Annotated in this window: 24 protein-coding genes; 11 read left to right on the top strand and 13 right to left on the bottom strand. The window is 64.5% G+C overall.

Features of this window, described 5'->3' with window-relative positions:
• Positions 1–206 precede the first annotated feature (206 nt).
• Positions 207–1541 (bottom strand): DEAD/DEAH box helicase, encoded by a 1335-nt coding sequence (locus METH_RS10305; protein ID WP_024090406.1) that lies wholly within the window; start codon positions 1539–1541, stop codon positions 207–209.
• A gap of 350 nt (positions 1542–1891) precedes the next feature.
• Between METH_RS10305 and METH_RS10300 the strand changes: the two genes are divergently transcribed.
• From METH_RS10300 to eno, 3 genes are all read left to right on the top strand, one after another.
• Entirely contained in the window at positions 1892–2305 is a 414-nt protein-coding gene (locus tag METH_RS10300) for a Fur family transcriptional regulator (protein ID WP_024090404.1), read from the top strand.
• Positions 2306–2506: 201 nt separating this feature from the next.
• On the top strand, positions 2507–3400 hold the full coding sequence (locus tag METH_RS10295) for a DMT family transporter (protein ID WP_024090403.1): 894 nt from the start codon (positions 2507–2509) through the stop codon (positions 3398–3400).
• A gap of 183 nt (positions 3401–3583) precedes the next feature.
• Positions 3584–4858 (top strand): phosphopyruvate hydratase, encoded by a 1275-nt coding sequence (gene eno, locus METH_RS10290; protein WP_024090402.1) that lies wholly within the window; start codon positions 3584–3586, stop codon positions 4856–4858.
• Between the two features lie 480 nt (positions 4859–5338).
• On the opposite strand, the gene METH_RS10285 is transcribed toward eno, so the two are convergent.
• The 4 genes from METH_RS10285 to mazG all read right to left on the bottom strand — a co-directional run bounded on the left by METH_RS10285 (position 5339) and on the right by mazG (position 8266).
• Positions 5339–5614, bottom strand: coding sequence for a glycine zipper 2TM domain-containing protein (locus METH_RS10285; protein WP_024090401.1), 276 nt, complete (start codon positions 5612–5614; stop codon positions 5339–5341).
• A 171-nt stretch (positions 5615–5785) separates the two neighbouring features.
• Positions 5786–6235, bottom strand: a complete 450-nt coding sequence (locus tag METH_RS10280) for a GNAT family N-acetyltransferase (protein WP_024090400.1) — start codon at positions 6233–6235, stop codon at positions 5786–5788.
• Positions 6232–7173 carry a nucleoside hydrolase gene (locus tag METH_RS10275; RefSeq protein WP_024090399.1) on the bottom strand — a complete coding sequence of 314 codons (942 nt, stop codon included), beginning with the start codon at positions 7171–7173 and terminating at the stop codon, positions 6232–6234. The genes METH_RS10280 and METH_RS10275 overlap by 4 nt, the downstream gene beginning before the upstream one ends.
• A 277-nt stretch (positions 7174–7450) precedes the next feature.
• Positions 7451–8266: a nucleoside triphosphate pyrophosphohydrolase gene (mazG, locus tag METH_RS10265; RefSeq protein ID WP_024090397.1), complete on the bottom strand. Its 816-nt coding sequence runs from the start codon at positions 8264–8266 to the stop codon at positions 7451–7453.
• A gap of 64 nt (positions 8267–8330) precedes the next feature.
• On the opposite strand from mazG, the gene METH_RS10260 reads away from it, so the two are divergent.
• The 3 genes from METH_RS10260 to METH_RS10245 all read left to right on the top strand — a co-directional run bounded on the left by METH_RS10260 (position 8331) and on the right by METH_RS10245 (position 11161).
• Entirely contained in the window at positions 8331–9497 is a 1167-nt protein-coding gene (locus METH_RS10260; RefSeq protein ID WP_024090396.1) for a M20 aminoacylase family protein, read from the top strand.
• Between the two features lie 200 nt (positions 9498–9697).
• Positions 9698–10645, top strand: coding sequence for an agmatinase (gene speB, locus METH_RS10250; protein WP_024090395.1), 948 nt, complete (start codon positions 9698–9700; stop codon positions 10643–10645).
• Between the two features lie 72 nt (positions 10646–10717).
• Positions 10718–11161, top strand: a complete 444-nt coding sequence (locus METH_RS10245) for a DUF1499 domain-containing protein (protein ID WP_024090394.1) — start codon at positions 10718–10720, stop codon at positions 11159–11161.
• Between the two features lie 712 nt (positions 11162–11873).
• Here the strand turns inward: METH_RS10245 and METH_RS10235 are convergent.
• Complete coding sequence (locus METH_RS10235; RefSeq protein WP_024090392.1) at positions 11874–12173, bottom strand: hypothetical protein; 300 nt, start codon at positions 12171–12173, stop codon at positions 11874–11876.
• 60 nt (positions 12174–12233) lie between these two features.
• Here METH_RS10235 and prfA point away from each other — a divergent pair, with 60 nt between their 5' ends.
• From prfA to METH_RS10220, 3 genes are all read left to right on the top strand, one after another.
• Complete coding sequence (prfA, locus tag METH_RS10230) at positions 12234–13289, top strand: peptide chain release factor 1 (protein WP_024090391.1); 1056 nt, start codon at positions 12234–12236, stop codon at positions 13287–13289.
• Between the two features lie 2 nt (positions 13290–13291).
• Entirely contained in the window at positions 13292–14143 is an 852-nt protein-coding gene (prmC, locus tag METH_RS10225) for a peptide chain release factor N(5)-glutamine methyltransferase (RefSeq protein WP_024090390.1), read from the top strand.
• A gap of 212 nt (positions 14144–14355) precedes the next feature.
• Positions 14356–15045 (top strand): DUF4167 domain-containing protein, encoded by a 690-nt coding sequence (locus METH_RS10220; protein WP_024090389.1) that lies wholly within the window; start codon positions 14356–14358, stop codon positions 15043–15045.
• 112 nt (positions 15046–15157) lie between these two features.
• Here METH_RS10220 and METH_RS10215 read toward each other — a convergent pair whose 3' ends face one another.
• From METH_RS10215 to lptF, 7 genes are all read right to left on the bottom strand, one after another.
• On the bottom strand, positions 15158–15925 hold the full coding sequence (locus METH_RS10215; protein ID WP_044008385.1) for a pyridoxine 5'-phosphate synthase: 768 nt from the start codon (positions 15923–15925) through the stop codon (positions 15158–15160).
• A gap of 35 nt (positions 15926–15960) precedes the next feature.
• Positions 15961–16803 (bottom strand): 16S rRNA (adenine(1518)-N(6)/adenine(1519)-N(6))-dimethyltransferase RsmA, encoded by an 843-nt coding sequence (rsmA, locus tag METH_RS10210; RefSeq protein WP_024090387.1) that lies wholly within the window; start codon positions 16801–16803, stop codon positions 15961–15963.
• A gap of 84 nt (positions 16804–16887) precedes the next feature.
• Positions 16888–17859 (bottom strand): 4-hydroxythreonine-4-phosphate dehydrogenase PdxA, encoded by a 972-nt coding sequence (gene pdxA, locus METH_RS10205; RefSeq protein WP_024090386.1) that lies wholly within the window; start codon positions 17857–17859, stop codon positions 16888–16890.
• Positions 17856–19115 (bottom strand): peptidylprolyl isomerase, encoded by a 1260-nt coding sequence (locus METH_RS10200; protein WP_024090385.1) that lies wholly within the window; start codon positions 19113–19115, stop codon positions 17856–17858. The genes pdxA and METH_RS10200 overlap by 4 nt, the downstream gene beginning before the upstream one ends.
• Positions 19100–21280 (bottom strand): LPS-assembly protein LptD, encoded by a 2181-nt coding sequence (locus METH_RS10195; RefSeq protein WP_197538832.1) that lies wholly within the window; start codon positions 21278–21280, stop codon positions 19100–19102. The genes METH_RS10200 and METH_RS10195 overlap by 16 nt, the downstream gene beginning before the upstream one ends.
• Positions 21264–22379 carry an LPS export ABC transporter permease LptG gene (gene lptG, locus METH_RS10190; RefSeq protein WP_024090383.1) on the bottom strand — a complete coding sequence of 372 codons (1116 nt, stop codon included), beginning with the start codon at positions 22377–22379 and terminating at the stop codon, positions 21264–21266. The genes METH_RS10195 and lptG overlap by 17 nt, the downstream gene beginning before the upstream one ends.
• Positions 22376–23494 carry an LPS export ABC transporter permease LptF gene (lptF, locus tag METH_RS10185; protein WP_024090382.1) on the bottom strand — a complete coding sequence of 373 codons (1119 nt, stop codon included), beginning with the start codon at positions 23492–23494 and terminating at the stop codon, positions 22376–22378. Before lptF ends, lptG begins: the two co-directional genes overlap by 4 nt.
• Positions 23495–23690: 196 nt before the next feature.
• Between lptF and METH_RS10180 the strand changes: the two genes are divergently transcribed.
• Both METH_RS10180 and METH_RS10175 read left to right on the top strand, forming a co-directional pair.
• Positions 23691–25166: a leucyl aminopeptidase gene (locus METH_RS10180; RefSeq protein ID WP_024090381.1), complete on the top strand. Its 1476-nt coding sequence runs from the start codon at positions 23691–23693 to the stop codon at positions 25164–25166.
• A 6-nt stretch (positions 25167–25172) separates the two neighbouring features.
• Positions 25173–25631, top strand: a complete 459-nt coding sequence (locus tag METH_RS10175) for a DNA polymerase III subunit chi (protein ID WP_024090380.1) — start codon at positions 25173–25175, stop codon at positions 25629–25631.
• The last annotated feature ends 34 nt before the right edge of the window (positions 25632–25665 follow it).

Genomic DNA, 25665 nt, shown 5'->3' with positions numbered 1-25665 from the left:
CTCCCGCGCCCGCGGGTGCTTCAGGCTGCGCCTGAAACGCCCTGGCAGTCTTGGGCCGGGCGCTGCTGCGCAGCGCAGGATCAAGACGGAGAGGCACCCGGGGGCAAGTCTGCCCCCGGGTGCCGGTTTGCGTATGTGTTTGCGCTGCTCCGCTTCAAAGATGAACAGCGCTGGCGCCGTTCGTGGGGCGGATCAGCACCAGGAGGTCAGCGGGCGCGCTGTTTCTGGCCGCCGCGCTGTGCGCCGCCGGGGATTCCGCCGCCGGCGCTTGCGCCCTGGGGATTGCCCTTGCCGCCGCCGCCGCGGCGGCGCTGGCCGCCGGGTTTGCCGCCGCCGAAACCGCCGCCGCCGCGGCGTCCGCCGGGACGGCCGCCCGGTTTGCCACCGGGGGCCGCCGGATCCGGCAGGGCTTCCCAAGCGCGGCCCGAGGCGACAGGGATGGTGGTCTTCATCACCTTCTGGATTGCCTTCAGTTCGTCCATTTCATCGGGCGAGCAGAAGGCGATGGCAGCGCCGTCCTTGCCTGCGCGCGCGGTGCGGCCGATGCGGTGGACATAGGCGTCCGGCACATTGGGCAGCTCGTAGTTGTAGACGTGTTTCACGTCGGGGATGTCGAGGCCGCGGGCGGCCACATCGGTGGCGACCAGAACCTTGATGTCGCCGGATTTGAAGGCGGCAAGGGCGCGTTCGCGCTGGCCCTGGGATTTGTTGCCGTGGATGGCGGCAGCAGCAAAGCCTGCCTTGTCCAGCACCTTCATCAGCTTTTCCATGCCGTGCTTGGTGCGGCCGAAGACCAGCGCGCGCTCATCCTTGTGGTCGGCCAGCAGTTCCTTCAGGAGGCTCAGCTTTTCCGCCTTGGCGATGAAATGCACCGACTGGGTGACCTTGTCGGCGGCCTTGCCCGGAGGCGAGACCTCGATCCGGACCGGGCTTTGCAGGTAGGAGTTGGCGATCTCGTTCATCTGCTTGGGCATGGTGGCCGAGAACAGCATGGTCTGGCGCTCGGCCGGCAGCAGGGCTGCAATCTTGCGCAGGGTGTGGATGAAGCCGAGATCCAGCATCTGGTCGGCCTCGTCCAGCACCAGGAAGTCGCAGGAGCCAAGGTCCAGCGCGCCGCGGTCGAGGATGTCGATCAGCCGGCCCGGGGTGGCGACCAGGATATCGGTGCCCTTGGCAATGCGGGAGATCTGCGGGTTGATGGACACGCCGCCGACCACCAGGCCGACTTTCATCGGGGTGTTTTCGGTGAGCCCTTTCAGGGTCGCGGCGATCTGGTTTGCCAGCTCGCGGGTCGGCGCCAGCACCAGGCCGCGCACGGTGTTGGCGGCAGGCTTGCGGCCGTATTGCATCATCTGTGCGATCAGCGGCACGCCGAAGGCGGCGGTCTTGCCGGTTCCGGTTTGCGCAAGGCCCAGCACGTCCTGGCCGTTGAGCGCATGCGGAATGGCGCGGGCCTGGATCGGGGTGGGGTCGTTCAGGCCCAGGTCCTGGAGACGGGTGAGGAGCTTTTCAGGAAGCCCCATGGTCGAAAATTCAGTCACGTATCGTCCTTTCACAGCCCTGCATTCAGCACGGGCCGGATCCGCTGCAAACCAGCGGTTTCTTGCGGGGCAGGGACCTCGGGCGCGCGCTGGCCGGATGCCAGGCCGCTGGCCTCTGCAATCCCCACGCGTGATTTTGGGAATGTCGGCATATCACTTGACCCCGGCTGTCTTGTCACGCACATGCGGTGCGCCCGGTCTTGGTCTCTGCTCACGCGGCAGGGAGGGATGCCTGAGCGTCAAATGGCTGTGGATATACCGGTTGTCAACCATTGATCTCGGCGAAATGTCTGTTTTCGACACAGATTGCATCCGCTAAAGAGGAAGACCAGAAACCGCGAGGACCATCGATGACAAAGCCGATTATCGCCCGTTGCGAAGCCAAGGGGCTGCGTATGACCGGCCAGCGCCGGGTGATTGCCCAGGTGCTGCAGGACAGCGGTGATCACCCGGATGTGGAGGAGCTCTACGCCCGCGCCAGCGCGATGGATGCGGCGATCTCGATCGCGACCGTCTACCGCACGGTGAAGCTGTTCGAGGAGGCAGGTATTCTGGAGCGGCTGGAATTCGGCGACGGGCGCGCGCGGTACGAGGATGCGGAGCGGGAGCATCACGACCACCTGATCGACATGAACACCGGCGAGGTGATCGAGTTCTGCGACCCGGAGATCGAGGAGCTGCAGGAGCGGATCGCCCGCAAGCTGGGCTATGAGCTGCGCGGGCATAAGCTGGAGCTGTACGGGGTGCCGCGCAAGGCGGAGTAGCCTCTGCCCCGGTGCCCGTTCATGGCTGAATTCCGGTTGCGCCGGCGGCCGGAGCTGCATGGCGCATCACGGAAATTGATATGTATGCTCACGTCTTGTCATGACGCCGGGTCGGAAACGGAGTTGCCTGTGCCGGGGCGCTGATGTTCTTTGCCCGGATGGTCCGGCGCACTGCCGGTCCGCGATACGGGACGCGCGCTTATGAACAACCTGCACGGTATTTTTCTTGTCATCGTCTCGATGGCTTTTTTCACGCTTGAAGACATGTTCATCAAACGTCTGTCGGGCACCGTGCCGGTCGGGCAGATCCTGCTGTTTCTGGGGCTGGGCAGCGGGTTTGTGTTTGCGGCCATGGCCAAGATGCAGGGGCACCGGCTGCTGGCGGCGCGGGCCTGGCGCAAGAAGCCGGTGATGCGGGCGGCGTCCGAGGCGGTATCCGCCATGGGGTTTGCCTCGGCGTTGGCGCTGGTGGATATTTCGACGGTGGCCGCGGTGTTTCAGGCAACGCCCCTGGTGATCACCATGGGGGCGGCGCTGTTTCTGAAAGAGGATGTGGGCTGGCGGCGCTGGCTGGCGATCTGTACCGGATTTGCCGGGGTGCTGCTGATCATCCGCCCCGGGCTGGATGGGTTTGAACCGGCGGCGCTGCTGGTGGTGGTGGCAGTGCTGGGGGTCGCGGCCCGCGATCTGATGACCCGCACAATGGATGCCGGAGTGCCCTCCGCCGTGCTGAGCTTTCAGGCGTTCTTGGCGGTCGTCCCGGCGGGGGTATTGCTGCTGATCTTCACGCCGGGCGATGCGCAGGCGCTGGCGGGCGGCGAGTGGATGATGATCGCCGGCGGTGTGCTGTTCGGGGTGCTGGGCTATTACGGTATCGTGACGGCGATGCGGGTCGGCGATGCCTCGGCGGTGACGCCGTTCCGCTATACCCGGCTGCTGTTTTCGATCCTTGCAGGTGTCATCGTCTTCGGCGAGCGCCCGGATGCGCTGACGCTGGCAGGGGCGGCGCTGATCATCGCCTCTGGTCTCTATACATTTGTCCGGGAGCAGGGGCTGGCCCGGCGGGCCCGGCGCGCGGCGGCTGCTGCGGCCTGAGGTCCCGGACGGGAGCGCGGCGCGCATTTGTGCAATCCTGTTGGCGCAAACAGAGCAATGTTAGCCCTAAACCGCCGCTTTCATGTGTGTTAGCGATAACGAGGCCGGTTTACATTTCCCCCGCGGCTGGTATGACGCTGGCAACAGAACGCGCCGCTTTCAGGCCAAACCAAGGATGGACAGATGAGCACCATTATCGACATTCACGCCCGTGAGATTCTCGACAGCCGGGGCAACCCGACGGTTGAGGTCGACGTGATCCTGGAAGACGGCACCATGGGCCGTGCTGCCGTGCCCTCGGGCGCCTCGACCGGCGCCTATGAGGCGGTAGAGAAACGCGACGGCGACAAGTCGCGCTACATGGGCAAAGGCGTGCTGGAAGCGGTTGCCGCAGTGAACGGCGAGATTGCCGAAGAACTGGTTGGCTTTGACGCCTGCGAGCAGGTCGCCGTGGATATGGCGATGATCGAGCTGGACGGCACCGACAACAAAGCCCGCCTGGGCGCCAACGCCATTCTGGGTGTTTCCATGGCGGTGGCCAAGGCGGCGGCCGATTTCACCTCGCAGCCGCTGTACCGCTATATCGGCGGCACCTCGGCGCGGGTTCTGCCGGTGCCGATGATGAACATCATCAACGGCGGCGAACATGCCGACAACCCGATCGACATTCAGGAATTCATGATCATGCCGGTGGCAGCGGAGAACATCCGCGACGCCGTGCGCATGGGCTCGGAAGTGTTCCACACCCTGAAGAAAGAGCTGTCGGCAGCGGGTCTTTCGACCGGTATCGGCGACGAGGGCGGCTTTGCCCCCAATATCGCCTCCACCCGTGAAGCGCTGGATTTCGTGCTGAAGTCCATCGAGAAGGCGGGCTACAAGCCGGGCGAGGAAATCTATCTGGCACTGGATTGCGCGGCGACCGAATACTACAAGGACGGCAAATACGTGCTGTCGGGCGAGGGCAAATCGCTGTCATCCGAAGAGAACGTGGCCTATCTGGCGGCGCTGGTGAACGACTACCCGATCATCTCGATCGAGGACGGCATGGGCGAAGATGACTGGGATGGCTGGAAGGCGCTGACCCAGGAAATCGGCGACAAGGTGCAGCTGGTCGGCGACGATCTGTTCGTCACCAACCCGGCGCGTCTGGCCGAGGGTATCGAGCGCGGCTGCGCCAACTCGATGCTGGTGAAAGTGAACCAGATCGGCACCCTGACCGAGACCCTGAAGGCGGTCGATATGGCGCACCGTGCGCGCTACACCAACGTGATGTCGCACCGCTCGGGCGAGACCGAGGACGCCACCATTGCTGATCTCGCCGTGGCGACCAACTGCGGCCAGATCAAGACCGGCTCGCTGGCGCGGTCTGACCGGCTGGCGAAGTACAACCAGCTGATCCGGATCGAGGAAATGCTGGGTGAAGTGGCTGAATACGCGGGGCGTTCGATCCTGAAGTAAGGCCGCGGCCTGATGGCATGGGCGGGGGCACCTCCGCCCGCAGCCCCGCCGGTATTCCGGCGGGGTTTTTGCGTCATCGTGGGGCGAGGGGAGCGGTCTGTTCCGGTATTGACGCGCTGGAACGATCCGGCTGCGTGCGCCCGAATGTGGGGCAGATCACAGACGTTCACGCTGCTGTTATGGTAAATTTCCGCCGCGCAACGCGATTTGCGTTGCCGGAAAGGGGAACAGGCCATGACGATGCGAAACCTTCGCACAGTCGCAATCTGTGCAATTCTTTCGACACTTCTGGGGTGTAGCGAAACCGGGAAATATCCCTTTAGCGGCGTAGCTGCAGCTGACGGAGATCCGGTGCGGCAGATGTATATCTCCCTAGCCACTGCTGTGCCGCAGGGGCTGTGAGCTGATCCAGCAGAGCCTGCTCACGGCACGGGCGCCCTGAACGGGCCGGGACAGGGCGCCCGTGCCGTGTGCCAGCTATCAGCACGCAGCGGTGTAATATGTTCCGTCGCCGCGTGAGTAGGCGCATTTCTTCGTTTGGTTGTTCTGCGCAACCACGGTGCCGGCGGCGGCACCGCCGAGGGCGGCGATCAGTTTCCAGTCGTCGTCCGCCTTCAGCGCGTCCGCAGCGATCAGGCCCGCGGCGGCGCCGCCGGCCACACCGGCAACGGTGCGCTGCTCCGGGGTCAGATTGGTACAGGCACCCAATGTGATGGTCGCAGTGCTTGCAAGTACGGGGATCCAGCGGAAGGTCATGTGAAGTCTCCATTTGCGTAGTTCGGAGCAGCCCGCTGCGGGGCCGCAGATGACACTATAACACTGCCGGCAAAGGAAAGGTTCCGACTGTTGCGGGCGGGGCCGCCGCTGCAAGCGCAAAAACGCTGGGCGGCAAGAGCGCATCGGCGAAAGTGTGCCGGGCGGGTGACGTTACAAGTCCTTGGTCATCAGGATGTAATTCTCGCGCGGTTTGAACCGGGTGCGCAGATACAGCCGCTGGGCGGTTTCGTTTTCGCGGTCGACCTCCAGGTGCAGGGCGCGCAAACCGGCGGTGGCCAGGGTTTTCGGCAGTTCGGTCAGCACCTCGGTTGCGACGCCGCGGCCGCGCACGGCGGGGCGGATGTAAAGCTCGTCCACAAAACCGTCCATGCCGCCGAATTCCACCGACCAGCCGAAGGTGATGACGATATAGCCGATCGGGGCGCGGGTGGGGCCGATCAGGTAGATGGCGCCGTAAGGGTGGCCGTTCAGCAGCGGCTCAACCCCGGCGCGGCGGTGGTCCTCGGTGGTGGCGAGATTGGATTCGGCATGGAAGGCGGCAACCAGCGCCAGCACCCCGTCCAGGTGTTCCGGCTTGGCAAGATGCAGGGCGGCGCTCATAGGCGGGCGAGCCTTTCGGTCAGGAGTTTGAAGAATCCGTCCGCATCGGCGTCGCCGATGAACAGGGCGTTGGGTTTGCGGCCGGTGACGCGCCACCAGTCGGCGACGGTCATGCCGAGGGTGAGGTCCGACTGGGTTTCGATTTCGACATTCACGCGGCGGCCGGAGAACAGCCCGGGCTGCAGCAGCCAGGCGATGACGCAGGGGTCATGCAGCGGGCCGCCCTCGGAGCCGTATTTCTCCACGTCGAAGCGTTCGAAGAAATCAAGCATGTCCGCGGTGAAAGTGCCCACGCGGGAGTTCAGGGCGCGGATCGCCGCGGTGCGGGGTTTGGTCGCCAGCACCTTATGCGTCACGTCCAGCGGCATCACAGTGATAGGCGCGCCGGATCTGAAAAGGATTTCAGCAGCTTCCGGGTCGACGTAAATGTTGAACTCAGCTGCCGGGGTGATGTTGCCGACCTCGAAATAGGCGCCGCCCATCATGACGACTTCCTGCACCCGTTCGATAATGTCGGGCGCCCGGTTGAAGGCGGCGGCGATATTGGTCAGCGGGCCCAGCGTGCAGAGGGTGACGGTGCCCGCCGGTTCGCTGCGCAGGGTGCCGATGATGAAATCGACGCCGTGCCCTTCGGCCAGCGGCATGTCCGGCTCCCACAGCGTTGGCCCGTCAAGACCGGTCTGGCCGTGCACATGTTCGGCGGTGATCAGCGGCCGGCAGAGCGGTGCCTTGCTGCCCGCGAAGACCGGCACATCCGTCTTGCCTGCCGCCTCGCAGGTAATGCGGGCGTTCTTGCTGGTGAGCGGCAGCGGCACGTTGCCCGCAACGCAGGTGATGCCCAGCAGATCCAGCTCTTCGGGGCTGGCGAGCGCCAGCAGGATGGCCACAGCATCATCCTGTCCCGGATCGGTGTCGATGATGATTTTCCTGGGGCTCATGGTGCTCTCCGCTGGTGATGAGCCAAAAGATTACGCGCAGTTCCGCCGGGATTGAACCGTCCGCAGGGAGGCCGGCGCAATTTCCCGGAATTTTTCTGCAACGGATGTTTGCTGCTGCTGCGTTTGCTTTCCATGGCCATCTGACGCGGCGGCCTCCGGACCGGGATCGGCAGTCTGAAAAAGCCCGGCCTGGCCTGAAGCCCGCGGCGGCTGCCCGGCGGCGGTGCCGCCAGGCCTGTTTGAGTATTTTTTAAAAGATGACGCGGGCAGGGTGCGGCTAGGCGCGCTCGTCTGCCTTTACTTCGTCCCAGAGGGCGTCCATTTCGGCCAGATCGCTGTTTTCCGGGCGTTTGCCGCGGGCGGCGAGTTTGGCTTCGACGCCTTCAAACCGGCGGGTGAATTTGGCGTTGGCGGCGCGCAGCGCGGATTCGGGCTCAACCCCCAGGTGGCGGCCCAGATTGGCCATCACAAACAGCAGATCGCCGAATTCTTCCTCTACCTCGGTGTGGGAGAGGGTGTCGCGCGCTTCGACCAGCTCGGCGCATTCTTCGGTGATTTTGGCGATGACGTTGTCCGCAGAGGGCCAGTCAAAGCCGACGCGGGCGGCGCGTTGCTGCAGCTTATAGGCGCGCAGCAGGGCGGGCAGGCCGACGGCGACACCGTCCAGGGTGCCGGTCTCGGCTTTGCCTGCGCGTTCAGCCGCTTTGATCGCCTCCCAGTCCTGTGTCTGCTGTTCAGCGGATTTTTCGCGGGATTCATTGCCGAACACATGCGGGTGGCGCGAGACCATCTTGTTCGACATGGTGGTGACCACGTCCTGAAAGGTGAAATGGCCTGCTTCCTCGGCCATCCGGGCGTGGAAGACGGATTGGAACAGCAGGTCGCCCAGTTCCCCCTTCAGCTCATCCCAGGCTTCGCGGTTGATCGCGTCGGCAACTTCGTAAGCTTCTTCAATAGTATAGGGGGCGATACTGGCGAAATCCTGTTCGATGTCCCAGGGGCAGCCGGTTTTCGGGTGGCGCAGGCGCGCCATGATTTCCAGCAGGCGTTCGATGCCTGCGGTTTCGTTGCGGATCAGATCGGTATCGGGCATTGCGGCGGCTCTTGTTCCAGTGTCAGATGCATCAATCCCGAGTCTGATGCAGGAGTCCACCCCAATGCCCGTTGTGAACCGTATTGCCGGCTACGCCGAAGAGATGAAGGCCTGGCGGCGGCATCTGCATCAGATCCCCGAGCTGGCGCTGGATCTGCCCAAGACCGCCGCCTTTGTGGCGGAGCGGCTGCGCGAGTTCGGGGTGGATGAACTGCATGAAGGCATTGCCCAAACCGGCATGGTGGCGATCATCAACGGGCGCGGGGAGGGTCCCACCATCGGCTTGCGCGCTGATATGGATGCGCTGCCGATCCCGGAGGAAACCGGGGTGGATTACGCCTCCGGGCACGCGGGCAGCATGCATGCCTGCGGCCATGACGGCCATACCGCGATGCTGCTTGGGGCCGCGAAATACCTGGCGGAGACGCGCAATTTCAAGGGCCGGGCGGCGCTGATATTCCAGCCCGCCGAGGAGGCGATCGGCGGTGCGCGTATCATGGTCGAAGAAGGGATGATGGAGCGCTTTGATATCGGCGAGGTCTATGCGTTGCACAATGCGCCGGGCCTGCCGGAGGGGCATTTCCTGACCACGCCGGGCGCGCTGATGGCGGCGGTGGATACATTCCACATTCATATTCAGGGTGTCGGCGGCCATGGCGCCATGCCGCAAGAGACCCGCGATCCGGTGATGGCGGCCTGCGGCATGGCGCAGGCGATCCAGACCATCGTGTCGCGCAACCATCATACGCTGGAGGATCTGGTGGTCTCGGTCACCCAGATCCACACCGGCAGCACCGATAACGTGATCCCGGACACCGCCTATATCAACGGCACCGTGCGCACCTTTAACCCGGAGGTGCAGAAGATGGTGCGGCGGCGGATGAAGGAGATCGTGGCAGGGCAGGCCGCCAGTTACGGCGTCGAGGCGGAACTGGACTATGAGATCGGCTATCCGGCCACCTTCAATGACGCGGAAAAGACCGCCTTTGCGGTGGAGGTTGCCAAGGAAATCGCGGGCGAGGGCCATGTGGTGCCGGACGGCGGCCGCGAGATGGGGGCGGAGGATTTCGCCTATATGCTGCAGGCGCGGCCCGGGTCCTATCTGTTTCTGGGGCAGGGCAGCACCGCGGGGCTGCATCATCCCAAATATGATTTCAACGACGGGATTGCACCTGTGGGGGCTTCGTTTTTTGCCCGCCTGGTGGAGCGGGCGCAGCCGCTGGGCGGCTAGCGGTGGCGCCGCCGTTGCCGGCCGGCCCCGCGCAACGGCGGCTTCCGGCCGGCCCGCGCGGGGTGGTGCCGGCACAACGGTCGGCCACGGTGTTGCGGCGCAGGGCTCTCTGCTCTTTGACACGGGTGGCGCAACTGCTATTGCCGGGGCACATGCGGCGGCGGAAATCATCTGCCTTCTGGGCTGGAACATGAGAGACAATGACTGACTTCAATCAACCGATCAGCGGCAATGACCTGGCCCGGTTCTCCGGACCCAACACTTTCATGCGGCTGCCGCAGGCAACCTCGCTGAACGGTTTGGATGTGGCCGTGCTGGGCGTGCCGATGGACATCGGCACCTCCTGGCGGTCGGGCACCCGGTTCGGTCCCAAGCAGATCCGTGCCGAAAGCGCGATGCTGCGGCCATATAACATGGCCACGGGTGCTGCGCCGTTTGACAGTCTGAATATCGGCGATATCGGCGATCTGGCGATCAACACGTTTTCGCTGCCGGACTCGCTGCGCATCATTCAGGAAAGCTATGAGGCGATCCTGTCCGGCGGGGTGATCCCGGCGGCGATGGGCGGCGATCATTCGATTACCCTGCCGATCCTGCGCGCGATTGCCAAGAAATACGGCCCCGTGGCGCTGGTGCATGTGGACGCCCATGCGGATGTGAACGACGAGATGTTCGGCGAGCGCGAGACCCATGGCACCGTGTTCCGCCGTGCCTTCGAGGAAGGGCTGATTGTTCCGGACAAGACTTATCAGATCGGTATCCGCGGCACGGGTTACGCCGCCAGCGATTTTACCGAGGCGCAAAGCTGGGGCTTTCAGCATTTTCCGGCGCAGGAATTGTGGGGGCGGCAGCTGCATCAGATGGGTGCGGAAATTCGCCGCGATATCGGCAATAGGCCGGTCTATGTGTCTTATGATATCGATAGTCTTGATCCGGCCTATGCGCCGGGCACCGGCACGCCGGAAATCGGCGGGCTGACCACGCCGCAGGCGCTGGAGCTGATCCGGTCGCTGAAGGGGGTGAACATCGTGGGCTTCGACCTGGTGGAGGTCTCGCCGCCGTATGATCCCTCGGGTAACACCGCTTTGGTGGGCGCCAACCTGCTTTATGAGCTGCTGTGCGTGCTGCCGGGTGTGACGGCAAAATAAGCGGTCCGGCCTGAATTTCAGGCCGGGGAAGGGCCGCAGAGGGAGGAGGCAAGGGTTGATCTTGAAACCGCAATGAGGCGGCTGATGCTGTTCGCCTGGCTGATATTGGCGGCGGGCATTGCCGGCCTGGGGTTCATCCGGCTGGCGCCAAGCGACCCGCTGGATTGGAACACCCAGCCGGAGTTCACCGAGGACAAGGAGTTCCGCGGCGGTGTGTTCCGGGTGGTGCGCAGCGGTCCGGACGGGCTGGAGCGGTTCCACCGTATTGCCAGCCATGCCCCGCGCACCAGCGTGCTGGCGGGCGGGCCGGATGACGGGATGGTCACGTATATCACCCGCACCCAGGTGCTGGGGTTCCCCGATTACACCACCGCTGCGCAGGACGGCGATCTGCTGAAGGTCTATGCCCGGTTGCGGTTTGGCCGGTCGGATCTGGGCGCCAACAAGGAGCGGATCAACGGCTGGCTGGCCGAGATGGAGTCCGGGGTGCCTCAAGCTGCCTCCGCCGGGGAATAGGGGGCGAGGGGGCTCCCGCCTGTTCGCAGGCTTGTGGAAAAAGCCCCTCACAGTCGGGCCGGGCGCCGCGCTGGCGCGCGGCGCAGGCTCTTCCGCCGGTGCCGGAAGAGCCATGTTTTTCTGCTGAGAGGCGCTTTAGGGGCAGGTTTGTCCTTAAGGCGCTGCTCCAAAGATGATGATGTGTGCCGCGTCAAGGGCAATCCGCGCGTGAACGCGCGGTGGCTGCGCCACCCTTGCCCCGGCGGCGCTCTATGAAAATTTCCAAAAATGCCCGAAGATACAGGGGCGAAAAAAGATGAAAGCCGCGGGGCAGTCCGATGAAGGGAGGCCGGATCGGTGCTGCTGAACTTGAAGCGTGGGGGTGAACCCGGGGCTTGTGCTGGATGCCGGATGGTCTGTTACCAATCTGAACGGGCCCAGCTGAGGAGGGAAGTGCAAGTTGGATTGTATTGCGGTGCTCGATCTGGGAAACGGGCGTAGGATACACTGCAAGAGCGTTGATGCGGCAAAAGCCAGGTGGGCGGAGACCTACTCAGGCATGGAAGAGGCGACCATCGACGTGCTCTTTCCTATCGGGCTGAGCAGCATTGTGGTGACCTATCGCTACGATAGCGACATGGAAAAATGGGTGAAGTGCTCATAGTGAGAGGGGCTTGAACGCCTGCAGAGCCCTTTTGGGAAAAGAGAAGATAAACGGCAGGGAGCGGGTTGGTCAGAGGTGCGGCAGTTCTGCCGGAGACGCGGACGCGCCAGGCAGCGGCGCCAGCGACGCCGACAGGCAGCTGCTTTGCACTTCGCGCCACATCGGCACGTTCAAGGACATTTGGCATTGCGCCATGAACATGCGGCCGTCCACCTGCAGGCAGCGCAGCTCGCCCAGCTCGACGCGGGAGCCGGATTTGTCGGTGCAGTAGCAATCTATGGTTTTGCCGCCCGGTCCGGTCACATCCGCCAGGCCCGCGGCAGGCAGGGTGAGAAGGATTGTGGCAATAAGGACTCTGGCATGTGGCATGGCTCTAGCATATCACATGGGGGAGAATTGGCCAAAACATGAACAAGAATAGGCGCGCCCATGGTCCCCGAAGAGCGGCTGGAACAGATCCTGCAGCGGTTTCAATATCTTGAAGCCGCAATGGCGGATGGCGCCGGGGGCGGCGATATTGCAGCGCTGGCCAAGGAGTATTCCGACCTGCGTCCGGTAGCGGAGCAGATCAGCACCTACCGCAGACTGCTGAGTGATCTGGAGGAGGCCGAGCTGATGCTGGGCGATCCGGACATGAAGGACCTGGCAGAGGAGGAGATCCCGGCGCTGAAGGCGGCGATCCCCGAAGCCGGGCAGGCCCTGCAGCTGGCCTTGCTGCCGAAAGATGCCGCAGATGGCCGTCCGGCGATGCTGGAAATCCGGCCTGGCACCGGCGGTGATGAGGCGGCGCTGTTTGCCGGCGATCTGCTGCGGATGTACCAGCGTTATGCCGAGGGGCAGGGCTGGAAAGTCGAGATCATCGAGGAACAGGCAACCGAGCTGGGCGGCATCAAGGAAGTGGTGGCGCATATCAAGGGCGAGAATGTCTTTGCCCGGCTGAAGTATGAATCCGGCGTGCACCGGGTCCAGCGGGTTCCAACAACCGAAAGCGCCGGCCGCATTCACACCTCGGCTGCCACCGTGGCGGTGCTGCCGGAGGCTGAGGATGTGGACATTCATATCGATGCAAACGACATCAGGATCGACACCATGCGGGCCTCGGGGGCGGGGGGGCAGCATGTGAACACAACCGACTCGGCTGTCCGTATCACCCATTTGCCGACCGGTCTGATCGTAACGTCGTCAGAGAAATCCCAGCACCGCAACCGCGAGATTGCCATGCAGGTTCTGAAAACCCGGCTGTATGACCTGGAACGGCAGCGGATCGACAGCGCGCGGTCTGCGGACCGGGCAAGCCAGGTGGGTTCGGGCGACCGGTCGGAACGCATCCGCACCTATAATTTTCCGCAAGGGCGGATGACCGATCACCGCATCAACCTGACGCTGTACAAGCTGGACCAGGTGATGGGCGGCGATCTGGATGAGATCATCGACGCGCTGACAGCGGACAATCAGGCGCGGCTTCTGGCCGAGATGGGGCAGTGATGATGACAGAGACCGCAGCGCAGGCAATGGCGGCAGCAACGGCCCGGCTGCGTGCGGCCGGCGTGCAGGACCCGGCGCGCGACGCGCGGGTGCTGCTGGCCCATGCGGCGCGGATCGAAGCCAGCCGGGTGACACTGATCGCGCCTGAGGAGCTGGCGCCGGAAGTGGCTGAACGCTATGAGCAGCTGATCGCCCTGCGCGCTGTCCGGGTGCCGGTGTCGCATCTGATCGGCGAGCGGGAGTTCTATGGCCGCCGCTTCAAAGTGTCGCGTGATGTGCTGGACCCGCGCCCCGAGACCGAGATCCTGATCGAGGCGGCGCTGGCGGAGCCCTACAGCCGGGTTCTGGACCTTGGCGCCGGTTCCGGCTGTATCCTGGTGACGCTGCTGGCGGAGCGGCAGGAGGCCACCGGTCTGGGGGTCGATATCAGCGAGGCCGCCTGCCTTCAGGCCAGCGCCAATGCGGTGCTGCACCGGGTTGAGGCACGCGCCGATATTCAGCAGTCAGACTGGTTCGAGGCGGTTGAGGGGATGTTCGACCTGATCGTATCCAACCCGCCCTATATAGCGCTGGATGAGATGGACGGGCTGTCCGCGGAGGTGCGCGGGCATGAACCGGGCATCGCGCTGACCGATGGCGGCGACGGGCTGGGGGCTTACCGGAAGATAGCGGCGCAGGCTGCGGCGCATCTGGCGCCGGGCGGGCGGGTGCTGTTGGAAATCGGCCCGACGCAGGGGCAGGCGGTCGGCGCGCTGCTGGAAATGGCAGGGCTGAGCGGTATCGCCGTGCTGCCGGATCTGGACGGGCGGGACCGGGTGGTGCGGGCGCATTCCGCCTCAAATCGCGGTTTTTAACGCGGAAATCCGTGATTTCCGAAGAAATACCAAGAAAACTCTATTGTGCCTCTTGTCTGTAGCTTTGTAACATGGTTACTCAAGAGGAGCCGCTTCAGGAGAACGCTTTCCAAGCCTTCCCGCGGCATCAAGCCCAAAAAAGCTAATGATCCGGCGCTAAGACGCGTAGAACAGGGTCTACGGCGCATTAACTCAAGGCTTACGCTAGGCATATGAGATCGTCAAAATCACGTTCACGTTCCAAGTCAAACCGGAACCGCCCCAATGGCGTCAATGTTGTCAACCGGGTTTTCGACAGCTCCGGTCCCGAAGGCAAGGTGCGCGGAACCCCGCAGCAGATCATTGACAAGTACAACCAGCTGGCGCGGGACGCCCAGCTGAGCAATGACCGGGTTGCGGCAGAGAATTTCCAGCAGCACGCAGAGCATTACCTGCGGCTGCTCAATGAAGCGCAGCGCGAGATCGACGCGCGCCGCGAAGAGCAGGAGCGGCAGAACCGCGAACGCCAGGCCGACCGCGACCGCGAACGGGCCGAGCGGCTGGAGCGCCAGGAGCGGGAAGCTGCGGCTGCCGCCTCGGCACCGCCCGCAGCCGATCCGGCAGCGGCGCCGCAGCCCGAGGTGATCGACCCGCGCGGCGACAATGGCAACGGCCAGGAGAGCGGTCTTGTCGAAACGCCGGAAAGCCGGTCCGCAGCGCCTGCAGACGCCCCGGCGGAAGCACCCGCAAAAAAGGCCCCCGCCCGCAAGCCGCGCACGCGCAAGCCCGCGGCCACGGCTGACGACGCGGCCCCGGCAAGCGAAGGCGGCGAGGCGCCTGCGCCAAAGAAACCCGCCCGCACGCGTGCCAAGCCCAAGCCCAAGCCAAAGGCTGAGGACGGCCCAGCGGAGGCGGCTGAGTAATCAGCGCCCGGCCTGAAAACCAAAAAAACCCCCGGCGCTGACTGCCCGGGGGTTTTTCCGTTTCTGCTCAGGCGGCTGGCCTCTGGCAGCAGAGGCGCGGGTCCGGAGGGTGTCAGGCGTTGTGCCCCAGCACCCGCAGATAGCGCCGGACCGCTTCGGGAAAGCCCAGCATCAGCGCATCTGCGGTCAAGGCGTGGCCGATCGAAACCTCCGCCAGATCGGGGATGGCCCGGCGCAGGGCTGCCAGGTTGTCCACGGTCAGGTCGTGGCCCGCGTTCAGCCGCAGGGCGCCCAGGCGGCGGGCCGCATCTGCCGTGGCTTTCAGCTTTGCCAGCTCTCGGGAGACTGCCTCTGGCGCGGTTTCATTGGCATATGGGCCGGTGTAGAATTCAATCCGGTCAGCCCCGGCCTGCTGCGCCAGCGCCGGGTCTGCCGGATCGGCGTCCGCGAAATAGGAGACGCGGATGCCGGCGGCCTTGAACTCCTGGGCGATGGGCAGAAGCATCTCTCCGTCGGCTGCAAAATCCCAGCCATGGTCAGAGGTGGATTGTTCCGGCGTGTCGGGCACCAGCGTCACCTGATGCGGTTTGTTTTCCAGAACCAGATCGATGAAATGGCGGGTCGGATAGCCTTCGATGTTGAACTCGGCCTGCGGGAATTCTTCGGTGATCAGGCGGGACAGGGCCGGGAGGTCGGAAAAGCGGATGTGCCGCTCGTCCGGGCGGGGGTGCACGGTGATGCCGTGGGCTCCGGCCTTCAGTATGGCGCGGGCGATGTCGATCAGATCGGGCCAGGGCACCTCGCGCCGGTTGCGCAGATAGGCAACGGCGTTGACGTTAACGGACAGAAGGGTCGGATGCGACGTATCGGTTTGGGTCATCGGAATGTAAGGCTCCGGTTATGAAAGGGAACAGCTCAGGCCGTGGCCAGCTCGCGGGCAAGCGCGCAGAAGGCTTCCAGGCTTACCTGTTCGGCGCGTTCGGTGGGCGGGATGCCAGCAGCGTTGAGGTGATCCTCGATCGCCGGTGAGACGCCTTTGAGCGAAGCGCGCAGCATCTTGCGGCGCTGGTTGAAGGCGGCGGCCACGACCCGCGACAGGATCGCGGCATCTGCCGGGAAGCGCGGCTCGGGCAGGGCATCCAGATGCACCACGGCGCTGGAGACCTTGGGCGGCGGCGTGAAGGCGCCGGGCGGCAGCGACAGCACGATCCGCGCGTCTGCCCGCCATTGCGCCAGCAGCGCCAGCCGGCCATAGGCCTTGGAGCCGGGCTGCGCCACGATGCGCTCAGCCACTTCGCGCTGGAACATCAGGGTGAGGCTTTGCCAGAACGGCGGCCAGTCTTTTGGGGTGAGCCAGCGCACCAGCAATTCGGTGCCGACGTTATAGGGCAGGTTGGCGGCGATGCGGATCGGCGGCGTCAGGTGTTCGAGCGGGTCGATCTCCAGCGCGTCGCCGTTGATCACCTCGAACCGGCCCGGATAGGCGTCAGCGATCTCCTGCAGCGCGGGCAGGCAGCGGCTGTCTTTCTCCACCGCCAGCACCCGGCGGGCGCCTTCGGCAAGCAGCCCGCGGGTGAGGCCGCCGGGGCCGGGGCCGATTTCCAGCACGTCGCAGTCTGATAGGTCGCCGGCCTGCCGCGCGATCTTGGCGGTGAGGTTCAGATCCAGCAGGAAGTTCTGGCCCAGTGATTTGCGCGCCGACAATTGATGCGTTGCGATCACTTCACGCAGAGGGGGAAGGGAGTCGATAGCGCTCATATCATCTGGACCTTGGGACAGGGCGCAGGCAGTGCGCCGGATTTTTCATGCCTCCGGCGGGGATATTTGCCGCCTGAAGAAGAATCAAGGGCTGGCAGCCATCCGCTGCGCCAGCTTCAGGGCCTCGATCAGGCTGGTGGGATTGGCCTGACCGGTGCCTGCGATATCAAAAGCGGTGCCGTGGTCGGGCGAGGTGCGGATAAAGGGCAGGCCCAGGGTTACATTGACGCCGCGATCGAAATCCAGGGTCTTGATCGGGATCAGCGCCTGGTCGTGATACATGCAGACCACGGCGTCGTAGCGGACCCGGGCGGCTGCGTGGAACAGTGTGTCCGCCGGGTGCGGGCCGGTGACATCCAGGCCCTCCGACTGCATCTGCCGGATCAGGGCGTTGATCCAATCCAGTTCCTCATGGCCCATGGCGCCGCCCTCGCCGGCATGCGGGTTGAGCCCGGCGACGGCGATGCGGGGCGCGGCGATGCCGAACTGACCCCTGAGGCCCGCTGCGGTGATTTCGATGGTCTCTTGCAGCAGCGCCGGGGTCAGAACCTTGGGGACTTCGGACAGAGCAATGTGGATGGTGGCAGGCACCACCCGCAGCCGGTCACTGGCCAGCATCATCACCACCCGGCTGCGGCCCGCGAGTGCGGCCAGGAATTCGGTATGGCCGGGATAGGAAAAGCCGGCACCGTCGATCAGCGCCTTTTTGTGGATCGGGGCAGTGCAGACGGCGGCGGCTTCGCCGGTCTGGACCAGCTGGACGGCGGTTTCGATGGACCGGATGACACCGGCGGCATTGGCCGGGTCCGCAGTGCCCCTGGCCGCGCTGCCGGCGAATGCAATGGGCAGCACCGGGAAACTGTCTGCGCAGGCCGTAGCCGCCGCAGATGGGGCGGTGATTTCCTTGACCGGGGTGCCTTCCGGCAGATGGCGCGGGTCGCCGATCCAGAAGAACGGGCAAGAGCTGCGCAGGGCCTCCCAGGCCTTGACGGCGATTTCCGGGCCGATGCCTGCGGGTTCGCCGCAGCTGAGAGCAATCGGCCCGGGCTGGCTCATTTGATGTCGATCCGGGCGTCGGCGCGCAGCTGTTCGAGATAGCTGCCGGCCAGCGAGGCCATCCGCTGCGCCGTCAGCGCATTGGCCACGGTTTCGCGGGAGCTGTCCTCGCCCAGATCGGCGGTGCGGCCGCAGAGCATCAGCACCAACAGCGTCTGGCCGTTATTGCGGGTCAGCGCAGTAGAGGTCTCGCCCGGGTCCAGTTTGGCCAGTTCCAGGGCGACATCGCGGGGGATATCAGACGGCGGCAGGCTTTGCACATCCAGAACAGAAGGGTCCTGGCCCTGGGCCAGCCCATAGAAATCTTCGCAGGTGTCGATGCTGTTCATCACCTTTTGCGCCGCGGCAAGCCCTTCGGGCGTGCGCCCGCCGGGCACGTGATAGGCGGCGTATTCGATCGCGGAGAAGCGCGGTGCCGCGCCCTCGACCTCGCGCACGCCGCGCATCTGGAACAGGGCTACTGCGCTTTGCAATGGCAGCGGTTCGGAAATCTCGCCCGGCTTCAGCGCCAGCACAACCTCTTGCAGCTGCGGCGGCAGCTTGGTCAGCGGCATCCAGGGCAGGCGGCCGCCGTTCTCGCGGCTGCCTGCTGCGGAATATTGGGTGGCGGCGGCCGAGAAGCTGTCGTAGCCCTTGAGCCGGGCCACCTGTTCGATCAGCTCTTCGACCTGGGCTGCGTTCTGTTCGTTGATCGGAACGATGAATTCGCTGAGCAGAACCTGGACGCTGCCGGTTCCGGCCGACCCCATGGCGCGGTCAATCTCAACCGGAGTGGGGCGGGCGCGGGACAGGAAGCGGGCGCGAGAATATTCCCGCCAGCCCAGCCCGACCTTGGTGAAATCGCGCAGGGTTTGCGGCGCCACGCCGTTTTGCTGCAGCGCGGTGAGGAACTCGTTCAGCGACAGGTTGGCGCGTGCGGCCAGTTCTTCCATGCCGGCGGTGATTTCCTCATCGGTCAATTCGATCCCGGCCTGTTCCAGCACGGCGAGTTTGAGCCGGTCGTTGATCAGCTCCTCGCGGGCGGTTTCCAAAGGATCGCCGGGCACCCGCAGCGCCGACTGGAAGCGGGCGCGCTGTTCCAGCTCGTACCGGGTGATGACTTCGTCATTCACGGTGATGGCCGGGGCAAATAGGTTTTGTGCTTCCGCCGGCAGGCCGGTCCAGGAAAGCCCCGCGGCCAGCACCAGCGCGGCTGCGGTTTTGAAAGCACGGGAGAGGAAAGGAGCCGGGAACCGGGTATTCACGTCTTGCTGCATGACCGCCTGTACTGTTTGCTGCCGCTCTTTACGGAAAATCCGCTGAGGGAAATGGTAAAGCCGAAATCCGTTGTCGGCTCAACACTTGTTGTTGAGGTATAGCGGCGGTTGACGGAAAGGTCGACCGTCACGCATTCGTTGCGGTACGCCACACCGAGGCCCGCGCGGGTGGCACGGGCGTCGGAAATATCATAGCGCAGCCGGGCGCTGGCGGACCAGCTGGGGCTGATGTCATAGCTGCCGTCCACCCACAGTTCCGAGCTTTCCTCATCCCGGTCCTCATCAGGGTCGGTGCCGAGCCACAGATAGGTGCCGGAGAGGCTGGAGCGGCTGGTGCGCCAGTCGCCGCGCAGTTCAGCCTTGGAAAAATTCAGCGCGCCGTTCAGCAAACCGCGGGTGGAAAGGGCCAGCCCGTCGCCGAATTTGATCTGGCCTGCCAGCAGGAAGTCGGAAGAGGTGCCGCTGAGACCGGAGCTTTTGGTGAACCGGTCGTCGCCGTCGCTGCGCAGCACCTGGCCGGCTGTGGCATAGGCCTGCCAGCCGGTGGGTGCATAACGCGCCCAGTTTGCACCGTAGACCAGGGTCAGTCCGTCCTCGCGGGCGTCGGTGGAGGGGAACCGTGACAGCGACAAGAGATTGCCCTGGTCGAACTCGACAAAACGGCTTTCTTCGGTAACCACATTGCCGCCGCCTTCGTCGCGCCAGCCCAGCTGCAGGATCGGCTCCAGGTACTGGGTGGCGCCGCCTGCGTCGCGGCGGCGCATCGGCAGGCGCAGGGTCAGCGCGGTGCGCGGGGTCAGGCGGGTGACCTCTTCGTTGAAGAAACTGTCATCATAGGCCCGGAAGGCGTCTGCTGCGGCGCCGAGTTCCCATTCCGCCAGGATGCCGGAGCCCAGGCGCCAGCTGCGGCGCCAGTCGATATCGGCAGTGAGCCGCGCAAGATCGCGGCCGTTGCTGTCAATGGCAGTGCCGTCGAGGCTGGAACTGCGGCGGTGGCCATGGCCCTGCAGGGTCAGCCGCAGCTCGCCGCCGGTGAGGGCGGGATGGTGGCGGGTCTGATAAAAGGCTTCAGCAATCCCGGAGGGGATGTTTGCCTGTTGTTCGCTGAGGCGCAGGGTTTTGTAATGGGTCAGGGACGCGCGGAACAGGCTGTCGCGTTTGGCGCGGGACAGCACCGCTTCGGAGCGCAGACGGTCCAGTTCCGGCAGGCCGTAGTCCTCAAGGTAGGCATCGTCCGAGACCGCCTTGACGTCGAAGGTAAACCGGAAGTCGCGCGGCAGATCGAACTGGCCTTCACCAAAGATGTAGCCGCGGTCCTCGCCGGGAAACAGGTCGTCGCGGGTGTAGGCGCCGTTGAATTCGATCCGGCCGCGGCGGAAAGCCTGGCGGTAGCGGAGGTCCAGCGTCTGGGTGCTGGAGGAGATATAGGGTGCCAGTGTCAGGTCGCGGTGCGGACCGAGGGTGAAGAAGTAGGGCACTTTGACCCCGGTGCCGAGGTTCGAGGTGGAGCGCAGCGACGGGATCAGGAAGCCGCTGGCGCGCTCCAGCGAGGGATCCGGCAGGCGCAGGGCCGGGAAGTAGAAGACCGGGACGTCCAGAACACGCAGCTGGGCGCCCTCGAAATAAAGCTGGCGTTCCTGCTGGTCGTGGGTCACCCGCTCGGCCCGGATCTGCCAGAGCGGCGGGCTGCCGTCTTCGCAGACGTGGCAGGAGGTGACGGCGGTCTTGTACAGCTGTGTGTAGCGGCCGCTGACCCGTGTCATTTGAAGCGAGGCCAGCTGCAGCTGCTGCTGGAACACCATGCGGGCGCCGGTCAAGAGGCCGTTGCGCAGGTCGCTGTCCAGCTCGGCGGCATTGGCCAGGATGGTGATGTCGCCTTCCTGGTCGATACGGATCGGGCCTTCGATCTGCAGGGTGCCGGCGGTCTGGTCAAAAGTGATCTTTTGCGCGCGCAGCCGGGTGTTGCCCTGAAACGCTTCGACGTTGCCTTCGGCCACCAGAATGCGGCTGGGGGTGATGAAGACCTGATCTGCAACCAGCATCGCGGGCTGCGCCGGATCAGGCGGCGCCGCGGTCTGCGCCTGCGGGGCAGGGGCGGACAGCGCCAGCCAGGGCAGCACAGCAGAAAGAAGCAGTGCGCGGCGCAAGTTACCCGTCTTCGGCATGGAGGAGCAGTCCCAAGGTCAAAAGTATCGCGGCGGCGGGCGGCGCCCAGGCGGCCAGGGCCACCGGGATTTGCCCGTTCTCGCCAAGGATTTGCGCGAAATTGCGGATGAAATAAAGCCCGAATCCCAGGAGCACCGCCATGAGCACCGCCAGCCCGGTGCCGCCGAAGCGCGCGTGCCGCATGGTAAAGGACGCCCCGACCAGCACCATGGCGATCAGGAACAGGGGGCGGGCCAGCTCTGCCTGATAACGGACTTCATAGCGTTTGGTTGTAAAACCTGCGGCGGACAATTCGCGGATGGTCGAGGGCAAATCGTAGATCGAGATGCCGCTGGCCGTGCCCAGCGTATCGCGGATCCGGTCGGTGGTCAGTGTTGTGGGCAGCCGCAGCTCGTCATGCCGGGCGGCATTGGAATCGGGGTTGATGCCGGCTGCCAGCGGCCAGGATTTGACGTTCGACAGGACCCAGTTGCTGCCGTCCAGCCGGGCGCTGTCGGCGATGATGCGGCGGACCAGGCCGCCGGAACTGGTGCCGGAACTGGTGTAGGCGTGGATCGATACGTCAAGCAACGTGATTTCCGCAGCGTCGCCGCTGTAGCCTTTGGCGTGGATGACCGCTTGCCCCCTGGCCCCGCCCTGGCGCAGCCACAGGCCCTCGCCGGACAGCGACAGCGCTGACGGTCCGCCGTTGTGATAGGTCTCGGCCAGATCCTGGTAGCGGTTGGCGGTTGCCGCCGCGATCGGGTTCAGCATGGTGACCGCCAGGCCGCCGATTGCGGCGGCCACCATCACCGGTGCGGCCAGCGCACGGATGCCGGACCGGCCGATGGCGCGGGTCACCACCAGCTCGCTGCTGCGGGCGAGGCCGACAAACAGCACGATGGTCGACAGGATCATGATCAGCGGCAGGAACTCGCTGAGGGCGGCCGGAACGTTGAGCAGGGTCAGGCCAAGAAGTTGCGGCAGGCTGAGGTCGATCGCCTCGAAGCGGCGGACCTGTTCGTTCAGGTCGATCAGCACCACCAGTGTCATCAGCACCGCAACAATCACCAGGAACCACTGCAGGAAACGGCGGGCATAATAAAGATCAAGCTTCATGCGGACGCCTCCGCCCGGGTCCGTTTGGGCCGGGCTGACAGAACCAGGAAGATCAGCGCCACTGCCAGCCCCAGAAAGGTCGGCAGATAGATCAGCGGCCACAGGCTGGGGTTTTGCAGAACCGGCTCCGAGACAACCCCGCGCAAGCCCTCGACAAAGATCAGCACAACAAAGGCCAGGAAGGCCTGACGCCACACACCGAAGCGCGAGAAGGTGCCCAGCATCAGGGCGGAAAACCCGATCAGGGCGACGGCAACACAGACCAGGGCACGGGCAAAGCGCAGGTGCAGTTCCTCGGCCTGGGCGCCTGCGGAATAGCCATCGCTGCGGGTGATGGCCCGGGTGCTGGTCATCAGCTCCAGGCTTGGGATAGCCCGGATGCTGCGCGCCGGGTTTTCAGACTTTTGGGCGAGAGCGCTGATATCATAAGAAAAATCCGAGAAGAACGTGGTCGAAAGCCGTTGTGTCTGATTGTCCAGCCGCTGCGCCATGCCTTCCACCATGATCAGATGCGCGCTGCCCTCGTCGCGCACCAGAAAGGCGCGGGCACCGGTATAGGTCAACGTGGTTTCCGGGTCGCGGCGGTCAGACAGGAAGACGTCGTTCAAGGTGCCGTCCGGGTCGATCTGGCGGATGTAGAAGGTAACACCGTCTGCCGGATGCAGGAAATCACCCTCGCTCAGCAGGCTGGCGGTGATGTTGCGGGAGACCTCGCTTTCGCGCACCTCCAGCTGGCTGATCGAGGCCGGCAGCAGGTAGTGGGTCAGCGCCGACATCATCAGAGCGGTGATGACGCCGAACGCCAAGGCCGGCCGCGCCATCTGCCAGGGGCTGGTGCCGGTGGCGCGCAGCACAGTCAGCTCGCTTTCGCTGTTCAGCCGGTTGGTCACCCAGACCGAGGCGCCGAAGACGGCAATCGGCAGCACCATGCGGATGAGGTTCGGCAGGGTGAGAGCGGTGAATTCGAGGAACACCAAAGCCGACTGCCCGTTGCCGATCAGCCGGTCGAACAGCACAACAGCCCGGTTGACCCAGAACACGGCCACCAGAATCAGCGCAAAAAAGCCGAAGAAGAGCAGATATTGTGACAGCACGTATCTGTCGTAGCGTGACACCTGATCCCCCCAGACCTTTGTGATTTTGCGGGACATTAGTGGATTTGGCCGACGGGGAAAACTGCATTCTCGCAAGCGGCCTCATTCGGCGGCGGATCGCGGCTGCCGCGGGCGCAAAGGCGGGTCTGGCCAAGCGCCTCTGCGCAGGATACCTCTTAGGCCAAGAACCATATGAAACCAGCAGGAGCGCGCGAGAATGAGCAGCCTTACCCCGATCCGTTTTGCCGAATACGATCCACAGGCCCTGCCGGAAATGACCGGCCGCGTGGCGGTGATGGTGACGCCCGATGGCAGCATGGATCAGGCGGCGCGCACGGCCAACCGGCTGAGCAAAGGAGCAATTGCCCGGCTGATCGAATCGGATGGCTTCAGGAAGGCCAAGGCGGGGGATGTGATCTCGCTTGGCTGGCCCGCTGGCATGCAGGCCGAGGCGCTGGATGTGCTGGTGCTGCCGCGCAAGCTGACCCCGGTGGAGGCGCGCCAGGCGGGTGCAAAACTGGCCAAAGGAGCCGCAGGCAAGCGTCTGACGGTAATGGCCGGCAGCATGAACAAGGCCGCTGACCTCACACTGGGCATTGCGCTGCGCGACTATGGCTTTGACGACCATAAGACCCCTGCCGAGGACAAATCCGAAGGCGAGGTGGTGATCGCCGCCAAAGTGCCGTCCGATCTCGAGGCTGCCTGCGGACCGTTGCTGGCCGTGGCCGAAGGCGTTCACATGACCCGGGATCTGGTCAATGAGCCCGCCAACGTGCTGACAACCACAGAATTCGCCCGCCGCATTGAGGAAATGAAAGGCATCGGTCTTGAGGTCGAGGTCCTGGAGGAGGCGGATCTGGAAAAGCTTGGCATGCGCACGCTGCTGAGCGTCGGTCAGGGCTCTGACAGTCCCTCCAAAGTGGCGGTGATGCAATGGAAAGGCGGCGCCGGGGATGCAGCTCCGCTGGCACTGGTCGGCAAGGGCGTGGTGTTTGATACCGGCGGTATCTCCCTGAAGCCTGCGGGCGGCATGGAAGAGATGACGATGGACATGGGCGGTGCCGGTGTTGTGGCCGGCACGATGAAGGCGCTGGCACTGCGCAAAGCCAAGGCCAATGTGGTCGGTCTGGTCGGCCTGGTGGAAAACATGCCCTCGGGCAATGCCACCCGTCCGGGCGATGTGGTGAAGTCGATGAAGGGCGACACGGTCGAGATCATCAACACCGACGCCGAAGGCCGTTTGGTTCTGTGCGACGTCTTGTGGTATGCGCAGGAACGGTTCAAGCCTGCCGGCGTGATTGATCTGGCGACCCTGACCGGTGCGATTATCATCGGGCTGGGGCATGAGAATGCCGGCGTATTCTCGAACGATGACGATCTGTGCAATGCCTTCCTTAAGGCCGCGCATTCGGAAGATGAGGGCGCCTGGCGGATGCCGTTGGGCAAGGCCTATGACGATCAGTTGAAATCGCGCATTGCCGATATGAAAAACGTCGGCGGGCGTCCTGCGGGCTCAATCACCGCGGCGCAGTTTTTGCAGCGTTTCATCAAGGACGGCATGCCCTGGATTCATCTGGACATCGCCGGTGTGGCCTCGGTCAAGACGGATACGGACTATGCGCCCAAAGGCGCCACAGGCTGGGGCGTGATGGCGCTGAACCGTCTGGTCGCGGATAGGTTCGAGGCGGAATAAGCATTCATGGGGGCTGCCTACTTCTATCATCTGACCCGCAGGCCGCTGGAGGAGACCCTGCCGGTCCTTCTGGATAAGGCGCGCGGGGCGGGCTGGCGCATTGCGGTGCGCGGGCGCGACCCCGAGCGCATGGCCTGGCTGGATGACCGGTTGTGGCTGGGGCCGGAGGACAGCTTTTTGCCCCATGGCCTGGCAGGCGGCCCCCATGATGCGCTGCAGCCGGTTCTGCTGACCGCAGGACCAGAGGCAGCCAATTCCCCTAACTGTGTGATGGCGGTGGATGGCGCCGCGGTCAGCGCGGATGAGGTGCAGGCGCTGAACCGTGTCTGCATTCTGTTTGACGGCACCGATCCGGAAGCCGTGCAGCACGCCCGCCGCCAGTGGAAAACCCTGACCGATGCAGGCTGTTCCGCCCAGTACTGGTCCGAAGAAAGCGGCCGTTGGGAGAAGAAGGCCGAGAAATAGGCCGGGAAACCGGCCTGTTCGTCCGCTGTATCGG

It is taken from the genome of Leisingera methylohalidivorans DSM 14336 (genome assembly GCF_000511355.1).
GTDB classification, from domain to species: domain Bacteria; phylum Pseudomonadota; class Alphaproteobacteria; order Rhodobacterales; family Rhodobacteraceae; genus Leisingera; species Leisingera methylohalidivorans.
The sequence above is the reverse complement of the archived record's forward strand: the minus strand, read 5'-3'. Positions and strand labels throughout refer to the sequence as shown.